This is a genomic window from Pseudomonas taiwanensis DSM 21245 (genome assembly GCF_000425785.1).
Lineage (GTDB): Bacteria > Pseudomonadota > Gammaproteobacteria > Pseudomonadales > Pseudomonadaceae > Aquipseudomonas > Aquipseudomonas taiwanensis.
This window is the reverse complement of record NZ_KE384452.1, coordinates 75,552-90,909: the sequence shown is the minus strand read 5'-3', so window position 1 is coordinate 90,909 and position 15,358 is coordinate 75,552. Positions and strand designations below refer to the sequence as shown.

The window sequence follows — 15,358 nt, the reverse complement described above, 5'->3', positions numbered from 1 at the left end:
ATTTACTCCTTCGCCTCGTTGCGGCCCAGGTGGAAGGCGGTGACGGCTGCGGCGAGCAGCAGCATCGAGGCCAGTTCGACAACCAGCAGGTACGGCCCGAACAGGCTGATGCCCACGGTCTTGGCGTCCACGGTGGTGCCGCTGATACCGGCGCCGCTCGGGGCGACGAACAGCACGTAAAGCAGCTCCAGCAGCAGCAGGGCAGCCAGGATTACCGGCCCGGCCCAGATACCGGGCTTGAGCCAGCCCCTTTCCTGGGCGACCGACGCCGGCCCAAGGTTGAGCATCATCACCACGAACACGAACAGCACCATGATGGCGCCGGCGTAAGCGATCACTTCCAGTGCGCCGGCGAACGGCGCACCCAGGGCGAAGAAGATCATTGCCACGGAAATCAGCGAAATGATCAGGTAGAGCAGGGCGTGCACGGGGTTGGTGCCGGTCACCACCCGAAGGGTGGAGACCACGGCGATCCCGGATGCGAAGTAGAAAGCGAATTCCATCTTTCTGTCCTTATGGGAGCAAGCTCTTCACGTTGATCGGCTCGGCTTCGTTCTGTGCAGAGCCTTTCGGCTTGCCAGCGATGGCCATACCCGCAACACGGTAGAAGTTGTAGTCAGGGTTCTTGCCGGGGCCGGAGATCAGCAGATCTTCCTTCTCGTACACCAGGTCCTGACGCTTGAACTCGGCCATTTCGAAATCCGGAGTCAGCTGGATCGCGGTGGTCGGGCACGCCTCTTCGCACAGGCCGCAGAAAATGCAGCGCGAGAAGTTGATGCGGAAGAACTCAGGGTACCAACGCCCGTCCTCGGTCTCGGCTTTCTGCAGCGAGATGCAGCCAACCGGACAGGCCACCGCGCAGAGGTTGCACGCTACGCAGCGCTCCTCGCCATCGGGGTCGCGGGTCAGGACGATGCGGCCGCGGTAGCGCGGCGGCAGGTACACAGGCTCTTCTGGGTATTGCAGGGTGTCGCGTTTGCGGAACCCGTGGGAGAACACCATTGCCAGGCTGCGCAGCTGGGTGCCGGTGCCCTTAACGATGTCGCCGATATATTTGAACATGGGTCAAATCCTCACTGGGCCGCGACGGCTGGCGTGTTGTAGAGCACGATCGCAGCGGTCACCAGCAAATTGATCAGGGTCAGCGGCAGGCAGAACTTCCAGCTGAAGTCCATCACCTGGTCATAGCGCGGGCGCGGAATCGAAGCGCGCAGCAGGATGAACAGCATGATGAAGAACGCGGTCTTCAGGGCGAACCACAGGAATGGAACCTGTGGCAGCAGGCCGAATGGGCCGTGCCAGCCGCCGAAGAACAGGGTCACCAGCAGTGCCGAGATCAGGATGATGCCGATGTACTCACCGACGAAGAACATGCCCCATTTCATGCCGGCATATTCGATGTGGTAGCCGTCGGCCAGTTCCTGTTCCGCTTCCGGCTGGTCGAACGGGTGACGGTGGGTCACGGCGACGCCAGCGATGAAGAAGGTGCAGAAGCCGAAGAACTGCGGAATGATGAACCACAGGTTCTGGGCCTGGTATTCAACGATGTCGCGCATGTTGAACGAACCTACCTGAACCACCACGCCCATCAGCGCCAGACCCAGGAACACTTCGTACGACACGGTCTGTGCCGACGCACGCAAGCTGCCCAGCAGGGCGTACTTGTTGTTCGACGACCAGCCGGCGAACAGTACGGCATACACCGAAAGCCCGGCCATGGCGAAGAAGAACAGCAGGCCGATGTTCAGGTCCGCCACGCCCCACAGCGGGGTGATCGGGATGACCACGAAGGCGATCAGCAGGGCACTCATGGCCACGACCGGCGCCAGGGTGAAGATCATGCGATCGACGAAGGGCGGGTTCCAGTCTTCCTTGAAGAACATCTTCAGCATGTCGGCGGCGATCTGGAACATGCCGAACGGGCCGACACGGTTAGGACCGTAACGGTCCTGCCACCAGCCCAGCAGGCGACGCTCGACGAAGCTGAGCAGCGCGCCGCAGACCACCACCGCGAGCAGGACCACGATGGCCCGGACCACGGTGAGGATCACATCGATCACTTCGGGGGTGAACCAGCTCATTGTGCTGCCTCCTGCAGACCTTCGACGGATGCACCGAAGATGGCAGGCGGGATGCCGGCCAGGCCTTTGGGCAGGGCAACCAGGCCAGCGCCCAGTTCTTCATTGATACGCAGCGGCAGGCGCAGCGAAACACCGGCAACGGTCAGGCTCAGCAGCGCGCCTTCGTTGACGCCCAGGCGATCGGCTTCGGACTTGGCCAGGGCCACGTAGGCAGCTGGGATACGCTCCTGCACCGGGGCGGCGCGCGACGAGCTTTCCTCGCTGCCGAACAGGTGGAAGAACGGTACTGCGGTCCAGGTGCCACGGGCCGGATTGAAGGCGCCCGGAATGGTGGTGAACCAGTTGAGCTTGTCACCTTGCGGCTCGATCAGGCGTACGCCAGGGTCACCCGCGCGCAGGTGGCCACCGACCTCGTCCTGGAACTTGTTCCAGGCTTGCGGCGAGTTCCAGCCCGGCGACCAGGCGAACGGCACCTGTTGGCGCGGTTCGGCCGACCCCGAATAGCCTTCCATGGAGAAGGCGAACGCGGTGTCCTTGTCCTGCGGGGTACGTGGCTCATGCACGCTGATGTTGGCGCGCATGGCGGTACGGCCCGAGTAGCGCAGCGGCTCACGCGCCAGCTTCATGCCCTTGATGCGGAATGCGGCCGAAGGTGCGGCGTTGACGATGCCGGCCAATTGCGGCGCGGCTTCGGCGCAGGCGCTGGTGACGTGGTCCAGTTGGGTCCAGTCGACCGGCTTGTTCAGCAGGGTGGCACGCAGGGCGTGCATCCAGCGCCAGCCTTCGTGGATCTGGATGCTGCTGTCCAGGTACTGCGGGTCGAACACCTGGAAGAAACGCTGGGCACGGCCTTCCTGGCTGACCAGGGTGCCGTCGCCTTCGGCGAACGAGGCCGCTGGCAGTACCAGGTGGGCGCGGTCGACGGTGGCGGTCTTGGAGTGGTCGGCAACGATGACCACCTTGGCGGCGGCCAGGGCGGCATCGACCTTTGCGGCCGGTACGCGGGTGTACAGGTCGTTTTCCAGGACCACGATGGCATCGGCCTTGCCGCTGATGACGGCATCCAGGGCAGCGTCGACGGACTCACCGCCCATCATCGCCATGCCCAGGCTATTGGCCTCGGGCACCACCAGGCTCAGCGAGCCGTTCTTCTCGCGCAGCTTCAGGGCCTTGGCGATGTTGGCGGCGGCTTCGATCAGCGCCGGGTCGGCCAGCGAGGTACCCGCGACCACCAGTGGACGCTTGGCCGCGACCAGGGCGTCGGCGATGCGCTGGGCCAGGGCTTGTGCTTCCTGGTCCAGACCGGCGACGGCTGGTGCGCTCGGGTCGATGGCGTGGGCAACGGCGAAGCCGATGCGGGCCAGGTCGGCCGGGGCGGCATGCACGCACTCTTCGGCGACGTCGTCCAGCTTGGTTTCAGCCAGCGAAGCGATGAACAGCGGGTACAGCGCGTGCTGGCCGATGTTCTTCACAGCAGCATCCAGCCAAGGCTGCACTTTCATGGCCTCGGCCATGGCTTCGGCCTTGCCCTTGGTGGCCTGGCGAACGGCCAGGGCAACACGGGCGGCGGTCTGGGTCAGGTCTTCACCGAGCACGAACACTGCGTCGTGGTCTTCGATGTCGCGCAGGGTCGGCACTGGCAGCGGGCTGTTGTTCAGCACGTTCAGGGCCAGGCGTACGCGAGCCAGTTCACCCGCTTCCATACCCGAGTAGAAGTAGTCGGCGCCGACCAGCTCACGCAGCCCGTAGTTGCTTTCCAGGCTGGCGCGTGGCGAGCCGATGCCGACGATGGTACGGCCGCGCAGCAGGTCGGCGGCCTTGTCCAGGGCTGCGTCCAGGCTCAGCTTGGTGCCATCGGCCAGCAATGGCTGGCGGGGACGGTCCTTGCGGTTGACATAGCCGTAGCCGAAGCGGCCACGGTCGCACAGGAAGTACTGGTTGACGGAGCCGTTGAAGCGGTTCTCGACCCGACGCAGTTCGCCATAGCGCTCGCCCGGGCTGATGTTGCAGCCGCTGGAGCAACCGTGGCAGATGCTCGGGGCGAACTGCATGTCCCACTTGCGGTTGTAGCGCTCGGAGTGGGTCTTGTCGGTGAACACACCGGTCGGGCAGACCTCGGTCAGGTTGCCGGAGAACTCGCTTTCCAGCACGCCGTCTTCAACGCGACCGAAGTACACGTTGTCGTGGGCGCCGTACACGCCCAGGTCGGTGCCGCCTGCGTAGTCCTTGTAGTAGCGCACGCAGCGGTAGCAGGCGATGCAGCGGTTCATCTCGTGGGCGATGAACGGGCCGAGGTCCTGGTTCTGGTGGGTACGCTTGGTGAAACGGTAGCGGCGCTCGTTGTGGCCGGTCATTACCGTCATGTCCTGCAGGTGGCAGTGACCGCCTTCCTCGCACACCGGGCAGTCGTGCGGGTGGTTGGTCATCAGCCACTCGACGACGCTGGCGCGAAACGCCTTGGACTCTTCATCGTCGATGGAGATCCAGGTGCCGTCGGAGGCAGGGGTCATGCAGGACATGACGATACGACCACGGGTGTCGTTTTCGTCGGTGTACTGCTTGACCGCACATTGCCGGCAGGCGCCGACGCTACCGAGCGCCGGGTGCCAGCAGAAATAAGGGATGTCGAGGCCGAGCGACAGACAGGCCTGTAACAGGTTGTCTGCACCGTTGACTTCGAGCGCTTTGCCGTCTACGTGGATAGTGGCCATGGTTCAAAGTTCTTCGTTGGCCCGCGTGAGCAGGCGTGGCTAATGGAAATCGGTGGGCCCGCGGCTCGCGTCAGGACTGCGCGTGCCTGCAAGGCCAGCGGGTGGCACGGACCACCCGCGTTTCATCTTGTTATGCGCCGACCACAATCGGCTTCGCCAGGTTCGGGCGCAGGGCGTCGGCAGCGCTTGCTGGAGCGACACCGGCCTCGAATTCCGAGCGGAAGTATTTGATGGCACTGCCCAATGGCTCGACGGCACCCGGTGCGTGGGCACAGAAGGTGCGGCCCGGGCCGAGGAAGTTGACCAGCCCCAGCAGGGTCTCGATGTCTTCGGCGCGGCCCTGGCCTTTTTCCAGCGCGCGCAGCATCTTCACGCTCCACGGCAGGCCGTCACGGCAGGGGGTGCACCAGCCGCAGGACTCGCGGGCGAAGAACTCTTCCATGTTGCGCAGCAGCGAGACCATGTTGATGCTGTCGTCGACCGCCATGGCCAGACCGGTACCCATACGGGTGCCTACCTTGGCGATGCCGCCGGCGTACATCTGCGCATCGAGGTGCTCGGGCAGCAGGAAACCGGTACCGGCACCGCCTGGTTGCCAGCACTTGAGCTTGTAACCGTCGCGCATGCCCCCGGCGTAGTCCTCGAACAGCTCACGGGCAGTGACGCCGAACGGCAGTTCCCACAGGCCGGGGTTCTTCACCTTGCCAGAGAAGCCCATCAGCTTGGTGCCGTGGTCTTCGCTGCCTTCACGGGCCAGCGACTTGTACCAGTCGTTGCCGTTGGCGACGATCGCCGGAACGTTGCACAGGGTCTCGACGTTGTTCACGCAAGTCGGCTTGCCCCACACGCCAACGGCGGCAGGGAAGGGCGGCTTGGAGCGCGGGTTGGCGCGGCGGCCTTCCAGCGAGTTGATCAGTGCGGTTTCTTCACCGCAGATGTAGCGACCGGCACCGGTGTGCACGAACAGCTCGAAGTCGAAGCCCGAACCGAGGATGTTCTTGCCCAGCAGGCCGGCGGCCTTGGCTTCCTCGATGGCGCGGTTGAGGTTCTTCGCCGCGGTGGTGTACTCGCCACGCAGGAAGATGTAGCCGCGGTAGGCCTTCAGGGCGCGGGCGCTGATCAGCATGCCCTCGACCAGCAGATGGGGCTGTTGCTCCATCAGCATGCGGTCCTTCCAGGTGTTGGGCTCCATTTCGTCCGCGTTGCACAGCAGGTAGCGGATGTTCATGGATTCGTCTTTGGGCATCAGGCCCCACTTCACGCCAGTGGGGAAGCCTGCGCCGCCCCGGCCCTTGAGGCCGGAGTCCTTGACACTTTGCACGATGTCGTCGGCGGACATTTCTGCCAGCGCTTTGCGGGCAGCGGCATAGCCGTTCTTGGCCTGGTACTCGTCCAGCCAGATCGGCTCGCCGTCGTCACGCAGACGCCAGGTCAGCGGGTGGGTTTCGGCCGAACGTGCGATACGGTTGGCCGGGCCGAAGGAAGTAATGGTCATACGTAACCCTCCAGCAGTTTGGAAACGCCAGCCGGCTGAACGTCGCCGAAGGTGTCGTCGTCGATCATCAGCGCCGGGGCCTTGTCGCAATTGCCCAGGCAGCACACGGGCAGCAGAGTGAAGCGGCCGTCGGCGGTGGTCTGGCCCAGGCCGATGCCCAGCTCGCTCTGGATCTGGCTGACCACCGACTCATGACCGCCGATGTAGCAGACCATGCTGTCGCAGACGCGGATGATGTGGCGGCCGACCGGTTGGCGGAAGATCTGGCTGTAGAAGGTGGCTACACCTTCCACGTCGCTGGCCGGGATGCCCAGCACTTCGCCGATCGCGTGGATGGCACCGTCCGGCACCCAGCCACGTTCCTTCTGGACGATCTTCAGGGCTTCGATGGACGCCGCGCGCGGGTCCTCGTAGTGATGCATCTCGTGCTCGATGGCCGAGCGCTCGGTTTCGCTCAGGGCGAAACGGTCAGTCTGGATAAGCGTGCTGTTCATGCTTAGCGGTCCACGTCAGCCATAACGAAGTCGATACTGCCCAGGTACGCAATGAGGTCGGCGACCATGCTGCCTTTGATCACCGAAGGGATCTGCTGCAGGTGCGGATAGCTCGGGGTACGGATCCGGGTGCGGTAGCTCATGGTGCCGCCATCGCTCGTCAGGTAGTAACTGTTGATGCCCTTGGTCGCCTCGATCATCTGGAACGACTCGTTGGCCGGCATGACCGGGCCCCACGAGACTTGCAGGAAGTGAGTGATCAGGGTCTCGATGTGCTGCAGGGTGCGCTCTTTCGGTGGCGGCGTGGTCAGCGGATGATCCGCCTTGTACGGGCCTTCCGGCATGTTGCGCAGGCACTGGTCGATGATGCGGATACTCTGGCGCATCTCCTCGACACGGACCATGCAGCGATCGTAGGCATCGCCGTTGTGGGCCAGCGGTACTTCGAACTCGAAGTTCTCGTAGCCGGAGTAGGGGCGGGCTTTGCGCAGGTCGAAGTTGCAACCGGTGGCACGCAGGCCGGCACCGGTCGTGCCCCACTCCAAAGCTTCCTTGGTGTTATAGGCGGCAACGCCGATGGTACGACCACGCAGGATGCTGTTCTGGAGGGCGGCCTTCTCGTATTCGTCCAGGCGCTTGGGCAGCCATTCGACGAAGTCCTTGACCAGTTTGTCCCAGCCGCGCGGCAGGTCGTGGGCGACGCCACCGATACGGTACCAGGCCGGGTGCAGACGGAAGCCGGTGATTGCCTCGATCACGGTGTAGGCGCGTTGACGGTCGGTGAAGGTGAAGAACACCGGGGTCATGGCGCCGACGTCCTGGATGTACGTACCCAGGAACAGCAGGTGGCTGGTGATACGGAAGAATTCGGCCAGCATCACGCGGATGGTGTCGACTTTCTGTGGCACCTTGATGCCAGCCAGCTTCTCTACCGCCAGTACGTACGGCAGGTTGTTCATCACCCCGCCGAGGTAGTCGATACGGTCGGTATAGGGGATGAAGCTGTGCCAGGACTGGCGCTCGGCCATCTTCTCGGCGCCACGGTGGTGGTAGCCGATGTCCGGTACGCAGTCGACGATTTCTTCGCCGTCCAGTTGCAGGACGATACGGAAGGCACCGTGTGCCGAAGGGTGGTTCGGGCCGAGGTTGAGGAACATGTAGTCCTCATTGGCGCCGTGACGCTTCATGCCCCACGCTTCCGGGTTGAAGCGTGCCGATTCCTCTTCAAGCTGTTGCTTGGCCAGGTTCAGGCTGTACGGGTCAAATTCGGTGGCACGGGCCGGGAAGTCCTTGCGCAGCGGGTGACCTTCCCAGGTCGGCGGCATGAGGATACGCGACAGGTGCGGGTGGCCGGCAAAGTCGATGCCGAACATGTCCCAGACTTCGCGCTCGTACCAGTTGGCGTTGGGCCAGATGCTGGTGACCGACGGCAGGTTGAGGTCGCCTTCGCTGAGCGAGACCTTGATCATCACGTCGCTGTTACGTTCCACCGACAGCAGGTGGTAGAACACGCTGAAGTCGGCGGCCGGCAGGCCACGGCGCTGGGTGCGCAGGCGCTCGTCGACGCCGTGCAGGTCGTACAGCATGCTGTACGGCTTGGCGACGTTGCGCAGGAAGGTCAGGACTTCTTTGAGTTGGGCACGGTTCACCCACAGGACCGGCATGCCGGTGCGGGTTTCCTGGGCGACGAATGCGTCGGCGCCAAAACGGTTGTGCAGTTCGACGACCACATCCTGGTCGTCAGCCTTGTAAGGCGGAATGTAAATAGCGGTGTCCGCTGTCATGGTCTCGGTCGCTTTGAGTCAACGTAGAGAATGAAGCCAGGCCGCCGGCTCCTTCGGGAGCGGGCGGCAGGTCGCTGGATCAGACTTCGTCGGGGCTGCGCAGGTTGGTTACCGCGATACGCTGTTCGCGACGCAGGTCTTTCTCGGCGGGCATCTCGGCACGGTAAATGCCTTGATCACCAACGACCCAGGAAAGTGGGCGTCGCTCCTGGCCGATCGACTCCTGCAGCAGCATCAAGCCTTGCAGGAATGCTTCGGGGCGCGGCGGGCAGCCAGGCACGTACACGTCAACGGGGAGGAACTTGTCGACCCCCTGAACGACCGAGTAGATGTCGTACATGCCACCGGAGTTGGCGCACGAACCCATGGAGATGACCCACTTGGGCTCGAGCATCTGCTCGTACAGGCGTTGGATGATCGGCGCCATCTTGATGAAGCAGGTACCGGCGACGACCATGAAGTCGGCCTGACGCGGCGAGGCCCGGATGACTTCGGCGCCGAAGCGGGCGATGTCATGGGGTGCCGTGAAGGCCGTGGTCATTTCCACGTAGCAGCAGGACAGGCCGAAGTTGTACGGCCAGAGGGAGTTCTTGCGACCCCAGTTGACCGCGCCACGCAGCACATCTTCAAGCTTGCCCATGAAGATGTTCTTGTGGACCTGGTCCTCTAGCAGTTGATCGGTGACGGTTTCCCGTTCACCGACCGGGTACTGCTCGTTGGGCGCATCCGGATCGATTCTGGTGAGATTGTATTGCATTGCCAAAGCCTCATTGTTTCAGCTTCGCTTGCCGCTTGCGGCGACCTTCGGGAGCCCAATCAAGTGCCCCGACGCGCCATAGGTAGACAAGACCAGCCAACAGAATTGCTATGAAAACGAGTGCTTCGACGAATCCGGTCCAGCCGCTTTCGCGGACGGACACAGACCATGCATACAGGAATAGGGCTTCGATATCGAAGATCACGAACAGCATCGCGACCAGATAGAATTTGGCGGACAGGCGCAGACGGGCGCTGCCGACGGGCAGCATACCGGATTCGAAGGGTTCGTTCTTGGCGCGACCCCAGGCCTTGCTACCGAGCAGGCTGGACAGGCCGAGCATGAAGGCACACAGGCCGACGACACCCAGAAGGAAGATGGCAAAGCCCCAGTTGTGGGCGATGAGTCCTGCCGAATCGGACATGCTAGAAATCCTTATACACAGAGACCCAGCTCTGCAGTCTGAAATTAAGTAGAGCGGCGACTTGGCGTCGCAGGTGCAGTGACCAAATGTCGCAGCTGAATCAATCGGGCTGATTTTATGGGTAAACCCGATGCAAGTAAAATTTCTGTGGCAAATTTATTCGTAGGATTAAGAACAACAAGCGTTCGTAACTGGCTGAAAGCCTTGAAATTCGGGCATTGCATGCGGTTTTGTTAATTATGTTTCTTGCGGCTGGTAACGAATCACAAACTTCGAAATGATAATTGATATCATTTGAACTGTTACCCTGTAATTTGGCTGTTCTGCGCCTGGTAAAGTTCATTGGGCGATTCCCCCTACTTGCAAATGCGAAAAACGTTTGTTCTAGCAGCTTCAAGCGCCGCTTGCACCGCTCTGGGTCAATACTTTGTCGGTTGGGCGATGGCCGACAGATGAGGCGATCGCCCATTGGCCGAGCCAGTAGGTGAGGATGATCAGGTACGGTGCGGCGGCAGACGGGCTAACGAAGCGGTCGATGCCGATCAGGCTGTCGGAGAACACGAACAGGCCAGCACCGAGCGCGGCCAGGCCACCGCAGGCCAGGGCGCGCCAGAGCATGGTGCTGATGGCCAGGGCGTAGAACGCAACCGGGATCAGCAGCGAGCCCAGGCCGTGGTTGGCGAGCACGCCGAACAGGGTGATGCCGGTGAGGGCGCTGAACAGGAGAGTGGCTAGGGCGGGGCGCAAGGTTTGGCCGCAATAGGCGCGTAGGTAGGCCAGGTGGGCACAAAGAAATGCGACCAGGCCGAACACGAACAGGTCGGCGGGAATGGCCAGCAGGATGTCTCCGAGTATCGAGAATGCCAGGCCCAAGGTGATTCGGCGGCGATAAGGTGTGGCAGGGGCGCTACGTAGCCAGGCGATCAGGGCCAGCACGGGTATCGGTTTGGCCAGCAGGGCGAGCAGGGTGTTGTCGCTGGCCAGTGCACATATATAGAGGGCGGCGGCGATCAGGGCGAGCATCATCAGGTGGCTTGGACGAGGCATGAGCGGTCCTTGCGGCTGGGCTGCCTCAAGCATAGACCTGTTTTGGGGGTTTGTGGGTGATGCTTGTGGGGTGTTTGGGGTGTGGGGCATGGGTATGGCGAACGGGAGGCAGCGCCTGTGAGATCGAGCGCCGCCCGCGCGGCGCATCGCGAGCAAGGCTCGCTCCTACGTTTGTTTACGGCCAATAACGCCTGTGACAGGCGCGCGACCGATCTACGCAACACCGCAATAACCAAGGCCGGTGCAGGCAAAAACAAAAGCCCGGGGCTTTCACAAGCCCCGGGCTTTATTCAGCGGCAACCCACTATCAGTGGAACTGCTCTTCCTCGGTCGAACCGGTCAGTGCAGTCACCGACGAAGCGCCACCCTGAATCACGGTGGTCATGTCGTCGAAGTAGCCAGTGCCCACTTCCTGCTGGTGCGCGACGAAGGTGTAGCCTTTGCTGGCGTCGGCGAATTCCTGTTCCTGCAGCTTCACGTAGGCCGTCATGTCGTTGCGGGCGTAGTCGTGCGCCAGGTTGAACATGCCGTGCCACATGTTGTGGATACCGGCCAGGGTGATGAACTGGTGCTTGTAGCCCATGGCCGACAGTTCGCGCTGGAACTTGGCGATGGTCGCGTCGTCCAGGTTCTTCTTCCAGTTGAAGGAAGGCGAGCAGTTGTACGACAGGATCTGGTCCGGGTACTCCTTCTTGATCGCTTCGGCGAAGCGGCGCGCTTCTTCCAGGTCTGGCTTGGCGGTTTCGCACCAGATCAGGTCGGCGTAAGGCGCATAGGCCAGGCCGCGAGCGATGGCTTGGTCGAGGCCGGCACGGACCTTGTAGAAGCCTTCACGGGTGCGCTCGCCGATCACGAACGGCTGGTCGTACGGGTCGCAGTCGCTGGTCAACAGGTCAGCGGCGTTGGCGTCGGTACGGGCCAGGATGATGGTCGGTACGCCCGAAACGTCGGCGGCCAGACGTGCGGCAACCAGCTTCTGTACGGCTTCCTGGGTTGGTACCAGTACCTTGCCACCCATGTGACCGCACTTCTTCACCGAGGCCAGCTGGTCTTCGAAGTGAACGCCGGCAGCGCCTGCCTCGATCATGTTCTTCATCAGCTCGTAGGCGTTCAGTACGCCGCCGAAACCGGCTTCGGCGTCAGCTACGATGGGTGCGAAGTAGTCGATGTAGCCGTCGTCGCCTGGGTTCTTGCCGGCTTTCCACTGGATCTGGTCGGCGCGACGGAAGGCGTTGTTGATGCGCTTGACCACGGTCGGTACCGAGTCGACCGGGTACAGCGATTGGTCAGGGTACATCGACTCGGCCGAGTTGTTGTCGGCGGCTACTTGCCAGCCGGACAGGTAAATGGCCTGGATGCCTGCTTTTACCTGTTGCACTGCCTGGCCGCCGGTCAGGGCGCCCATGCAGTTGACGAAATCTTTTTCTGGGCGGAAAGAGGGGTGGGCACCTTCGGTGACCAGCTTCCACAGTTTTTCTGCACCCAGGCGGGCCAGGGTGTGCTCCGGTTGCAGGGAGCCACGCAGGCGAACGACATCAGCGGCGGTGTAGGTACGGGTCACGCCTTTCCAGCGCGGGTTCTCGGCCCAGTCTTTCTCGAGGGCTGCAATTTGCTGTTCGCGTGTCAGTGCCATGGAAATAAACCTCGTCGCATCGATCTTGGGGTAATTGTGCTGATGCTCGGGCAGCGATCAGAAGCCTGGCGGCGGTCCTGCTCGGCGGGGATTGCGCGGCTGACGAGGAAGGCTCGAAGAGGAAGGGGGCTGCAGCGTGGGCAAGGTGCGGCGGGCAGGTTGGCTCGTGGATGCCTTGCTGCGGTGCGACATGGCTTGCCGGGTGACTGCGGTGATGCGCTTCCGTCCCTCGGGACAACTTCTTCGTTGCAGTCGCAATCCCGTCGAACCGCCTTGTGGGCCGTATGGACACGAAGCGCCTCTAGGGGTGGGAGGAGCGCGCTTCGAAGACCCTTGCCAGGGCCTCTGATTAGCGGGAGCGAGGCCATCATGCCCTTGGGAAAAAGTGCCTGTCAAATGTTTTGTAGTGCTTTTTTCCACTTACTACATCTTTGGTCTAATGCGACTTGCTGGTCAGTTTCAAGGCCTTTGGTCGAGGCCTTGATTTGCCTGGGATCAGTCCAGAAGGTCGACTTTGACACGCAAAGTCATGTTTTCGCCGCGCTGGGTGCTGTAAGTGAGGGTTGACGGGTTGCGTTCGGACTGGCTGTCCTGGTTGAAGCCCGCCAGTGTGATCCACTCTCCGAGCTTGCCAGTGACTGTCGTGTCGGTGCTTTGAACTTTCACTACATCGGCGCGTTCCTGGCTGATGCGGTCATTATTGGTGCTGATTTGCAGACGAACCGTGTCGCCGCTCACGCTTGGCGTCACGTAGAAACCTTGGGTGACGTTGCGGTATTCAGTGTTGCTCTGGAAGCCGCCGTAACCATCGGTGCTGGTGCTGGTCACCGGTATGCTCTGGCCGATCTGGATCAGCGCGGCCTTGCCTTCGCTGGCCTGGATCTGCTGCATGCCACCCTCACGGTTGGCGGTGCCGTACTGGATGATTCGGGCGTTGCCATGGTTGTCCTGGAAGTTGTGGTCGGTGTTGTCGACGCTGATCAGCAGGCGCTTGGGCGCTGTGTCCAGCTGCTGCAGCAGCGAGCGCAGGTCGTCGATGCGCTCGGGGCTGGCGTTGACGATCAGCTTGTTCTCGAAGGCGCTGACCGTGCCGTCCCTGCCGAGAAAGGACTGGGCAGTGGGCAGGAGTTCGGCGCTGCTGCGATGCTGCAGCGGCAGCACTTCGGTGGCGGCCTGGGTGGTGAAGCTTGCGGCCATCAGCAAGGAGGTAATGAGGGGGCGTAGCGGCATGTCCATGATCTCCGCGGGTGGAATGTTCATGATGGCAAATTTGTTCGCGTTGTGCCGGGTCTGGGTCACAGGTTCTGCGTGGTGGTGGCTGCTGTAGGACAAATTCCGTAACATCGCGCTCCTTGTGTTTTGCATCGCCCTCAAGGGCACCGCCGTAGGATTGCCATGAAGCCCGCTCGACTCCGCGCCGACATACTCGCCGGCCTGACCACCTCTTTTGCCCTGGTGCCCGAGTGCATCGCCTTTGCCCTGGTGGCCCACCTCAATCCGCTGATGGGGCTGTACGGTGCTTTCATCATCTGCACCCTGACGGCGCTGTTCGGTGGCCGTCCTGGCATGATTTCCGGCGCAGCGGGTTCGATGGCCGTGGTGATCGTCGCCCTGGTGGTACAGCATGGTGTGCAATACCTGCTGGCCACCGTGCTGCTCGGTGGGGTGGTGATGATCCTGTTCGGCGCGCTGCGTCTGGGCAAGCTGGTACGCCTGGTGCCCTATCCGGTAATGCTGGGCTTCGTGAACGGTCTGGCGATCGTCATCGCCCTGGCGCAGCTCGAGCACTTCAAGCAGGGCGAACATTGGCTCGCTGGCGCACCGCTGTACCTGATGATCGGCCTGGTGGCGCTGACCATGCTGGTGGTTTACGTCTTGCCCAGGTTGACCCGCGCCGTGCCGCCGGCGCTGGTTGCGATTCTCGGTGTCGGCTTGCTGGTGTACCTGCTCGATCTTCCCACCCGCACCCTCGGCGACATGGCGCACATTGCAGGTGGCCTGCCGCAGTTGGCCCTGCCAGATGTACCGTGGAACCTGGACACCCTGGAGATCGTCGCCCCCTATGCCGTGCTGATGGCCATGGTTGGCCTGCTGGAAACCCTGCTGACGCTGAACCTCACCGACGAAATCACCGAGAGCCGTGGTTTCCCGGATCGGGAGTGCGTGGCCCTGGGCGCGGCCAACATGGTTTCCGGGTTGTGCGGTGGCATGGGCGGTTGCGCGATGATCGGGCAGACGGTGATCAATTTGAGTTCCAACGGCCGTGGCCGACTGTCCGGCGTCGTGGCGGGTGGCATGATCCTGTTGTTCGTGCTGTTCCTGTCGCCTCTGATCGAACGGATTCCGCTGGCGGCGCTGGTCGGGGTGATGTTCGTGGTGGCCCAGCAGACCTTCGCCTGGGCATCGTTGCGGGTGCTGAACAAGGTGCCGGTGAGCGATGTCCTGGCGATCATTGCGGTGACGGTGGTCACTGTGCTCACGGACCTGGCCATGGCAGTGTTGTTCGGCATCGTGATCGCGGCAGTCAATTTCGCCTGGCAACATGCGCGGGAGCTGTATGCCGACAGCCATGACGACGGAGAGGGCGGCAAGCGCTATCAGGTGCACGGCACGTTGTTCTTCGCCTCCACCACGCCGTTCCTCAACCAGTTCGACCCGGCCAATGACCCGGCCAAGGTGACCCTGGACTGCCAGCACCTGAGCTTCGTCGACTACTCGGCGGTCGCAGCGTTGAAGACCTTGCGCGAGCGCTATGCCAAGGCGGGCAAGCAACTGCGGGTGGTGCATCTTTCCGAGCGTTGCAAGAAGCTGCTGAAACGGGCTGGGGAGCAGGACTGACGGCCCAACCCGTGAGAGCGGCCTGGCGCCGCCAAAGGGCCGCAACGCGGCCCCTGGGTTGGAGCAACGACACACGAATTGCCTGGGCTGCCCC

13 protein-coding genes are annotated in these 15,358 nt (G+C 62.5%); 1 reads left to right on the top strand and 12 read right to left on the bottom strand.

What is annotated here, in order from left to right; translation table 11 throughout:
* Positions 1–2: 2 nt before the first annotated feature.
* The 12 genes from nuoJ to H620_RS0123745 all read right to left on the bottom strand — a co-directional run bounded on the left by nuoJ (position 3) and on the right by H620_RS0123745 (position 13,686).
* The gene (gene nuoJ / locus H620_RS0123800; RefSeq protein ID WP_023381226.1) at positions 3–503 is read right to left on the bottom strand and encodes an NADH-quinone oxidoreductase subunit J; all 501 of its coding nucleotides are present in this window, start codon (positions 501–503) and stop codon (positions 3–5) included.
* 10 nt (positions 504–513) lie between these two features.
* Complete coding sequence (nuoI, locus tag H620_RS0123795) at positions 514–1,062, bottom strand: NADH-quinone oxidoreductase subunit NuoI (RefSeq protein ID WP_003251442.1); 549 nt, start codon at positions 1,060–1,062, stop codon at positions 514–516.
* Positions 1,063–1,073: 11 nt separating this feature from the next.
* Positions 1,074–2,081 carry an NADH-quinone oxidoreductase subunit NuoH gene (nuoH, locus tag H620_RS0123790; protein ID WP_023381225.1) on the bottom strand — a complete coding sequence of 336 codons (1,008 nt, stop codon included), beginning with the start codon at positions 2,079–2,081 and terminating at the stop codon, positions 1,074–1,076.
* A complete protein-coding gene (nuoG, locus tag H620_RS0123785; RefSeq protein ID WP_027908167.1) occupies positions 2,078–4,792 on the bottom strand; it encodes an NADH-quinone oxidoreductase subunit NuoG in 2,715 nt (904 codons plus the stop codon). The genes nuoH and nuoG overlap by 4 nt, the downstream gene beginning before the upstream one ends.
* A gap of 130 nt (positions 4,793–4,922) precedes the next feature.
* Complete coding sequence (nuoF, locus tag H620_RS0123780; protein WP_023381223.1) at positions 4,923–6,287, bottom strand: NADH-quinone oxidoreductase subunit NuoF; 1,365 nt, start codon at positions 6,285–6,287, stop codon at positions 4,923–4,925.
* Complete coding sequence (gene nuoE / locus H620_RS0123775) at positions 6,284–6,781, bottom strand: NADH-quinone oxidoreductase subunit NuoE (RefSeq protein WP_003251433.1); 498 nt, start codon at positions 6,779–6,781, stop codon at positions 6,284–6,286. Before nuoE ends, nuoF begins: the two co-directional genes overlap by 4 nt.
* A gap of 2 nt (positions 6,782–6,783) precedes the next feature.
* The gene (gene nuoC / locus H620_RS0123770) at positions 6,784–8,565 is read right to left on the bottom strand and encodes an NADH-quinone oxidoreductase subunit C/D (protein WP_023381222.1); all 1,782 of its coding nucleotides are present in this window, start codon (positions 8,563–8,565) and stop codon (positions 6,784–6,786) included.
* A 79-nt stretch (positions 8,566–8,644) separates the two neighbouring features.
* Positions 8,645–9,322, bottom strand: a complete 678-nt coding sequence (locus H620_RS0123765) for a NuoB/complex I 20 kDa subunit family protein (RefSeq protein ID WP_027908166.1) — start codon at positions 9,320–9,322, stop codon at positions 8,645–8,647.
* A gap of 10 nt (positions 9,323–9,332) precedes the next feature.
* Entirely contained in the window at positions 9,333–9,746 is a 414-nt protein-coding gene (locus H620_RS0123760) for an NADH-quinone oxidoreductase subunit A (protein ID WP_011534614.1), read from the bottom strand.
* 393 nt (positions 9,747–10,139) lie between these two features.
* Positions 10,140–10,793, bottom strand: coding sequence for a lysoplasmalogenase (locus tag H620_RS0123755; RefSeq protein WP_027908165.1), 654 nt, complete (start codon positions 10,791–10,793; stop codon positions 10,140–10,142).
* Positions 10,794–11,100: 307 nt separating this feature from the next.
* Positions 11,101–12,426, bottom strand: coding sequence for an isocitrate lyase (gene aceA / locus H620_RS0123750; protein WP_023381219.1), 1,326 nt, complete (start codon positions 12,424–12,426; stop codon positions 11,101–11,103).
* A gap of 495 nt (positions 12,427–12,921) precedes the next feature.
* Positions 12,922–13,686, bottom strand: a complete 765-nt coding sequence (locus tag H620_RS0123745; RefSeq protein ID WP_238346386.1) for a secretin N-terminal domain-containing protein — start codon at positions 13,684–13,686, stop codon at positions 12,922–12,924.
* 135 nt (positions 13,687–13,821) lie between these two features.
* Between H620_RS0123745 and H620_RS0123740 the strand changes: the two genes are divergently transcribed.
* Complete coding sequence (locus tag H620_RS0123740) at positions 13,822–15,264, top strand: SulP family inorganic anion transporter (RefSeq protein WP_023381217.1); 1,443 nt, start codon at positions 13,822–13,824, stop codon at positions 15,262–15,264.
* Positions 15,265–15,358: the final 94 nt, after the last annotated feature.

What these genes read in the sequence shown, in the direction of transcription:
- nuoE (WP_003251433.1), bottom strand. Translation starts at nt 6,781, where the DNA reads ATGAACAGCACGCTTATCCAGACTGACCGTTTCGCCCTGAGCGAAACC.
- nuoF (WP_023381223.1), bottom strand. Translation starts at nt 6,287, where the DNA reads ATGACCATTACTTCCTTCGGCCCGGCCAACCGTATCGCACGTTCGGCC.
- nuoC (WP_023381222.1), bottom strand. Translation starts at nt 8,565, where the DNA reads ATGACAGCGGACACCGCTATTTACATTCCGCCTTACAAGGCTGACGAC.
- H620_RS0123740 (WP_023381217.1), top strand. Translation starts at nt 13,822, where the DNA reads ATGAAGCCCGCTCGACTCCGCGCCGACATACTCGCCGGCCTGACCACC.
- H620_RS0123765 (WP_027908166.1), bottom strand. Translation starts at nt 9,322, where the DNA reads ATGCAATACAATCTCACCAGAATCGATCCGGATGCGCCCAACGAGCAG.
- H620_RS0123745 (WP_238346386.1), bottom strand. Translation starts at nt 13,686, where the DNA reads ATGAACATTCCACCCGCGGAGATCATGGACATGCCGCTACGCCCCCTC.
- nuoJ (WP_023381226.1), bottom strand. Translation starts at nt 503, where the DNA reads ATGGAATTCGCTTTCTACTTCGCATCCGGGATCGCCGTGGTCTCCACC.
- H620_RS0123760 (WP_011534614.1), bottom strand. Translation starts at nt 9,746, where the DNA reads ATGTCCGATTCGGCAGGACTCATCGCCCACAACTGGGGCTTTGCCATC.
- aceA (WP_023381219.1), bottom strand. Translation starts at nt 12,426, where the DNA reads ATGGCACTGACACGCGAACAGCAAATTGCAGCCCTCGAGAAAGACTGG.
- nuoG (WP_027908167.1), bottom strand. Translation starts at nt 4,792, where the DNA reads ATGGCCACTATCCACGTAGACGGCAAAGCGCTCGAAGTCAACGGTGCA.
- H620_RS0123755 (WP_027908165.1), bottom strand. Translation starts at nt 10,793, where the DNA reads ATGCCTCGTCCAAGCCACCTGATGATGCTCGCCCTGATCGCCGCCGCC.
- nuoH (WP_023381225.1), bottom strand. Translation starts at nt 2,081, where the DNA reads ATGAGCTGGTTCACCCCCGAAGTGATCGATGTGATCCTCACCGTGGTC.
- nuoI (WP_003251442.1), bottom strand. Translation starts at nt 1,062, where the DNA reads ATGTTCAAATATATCGGCGACATCGTTAAGGGCACCGGCACCCAGCTG.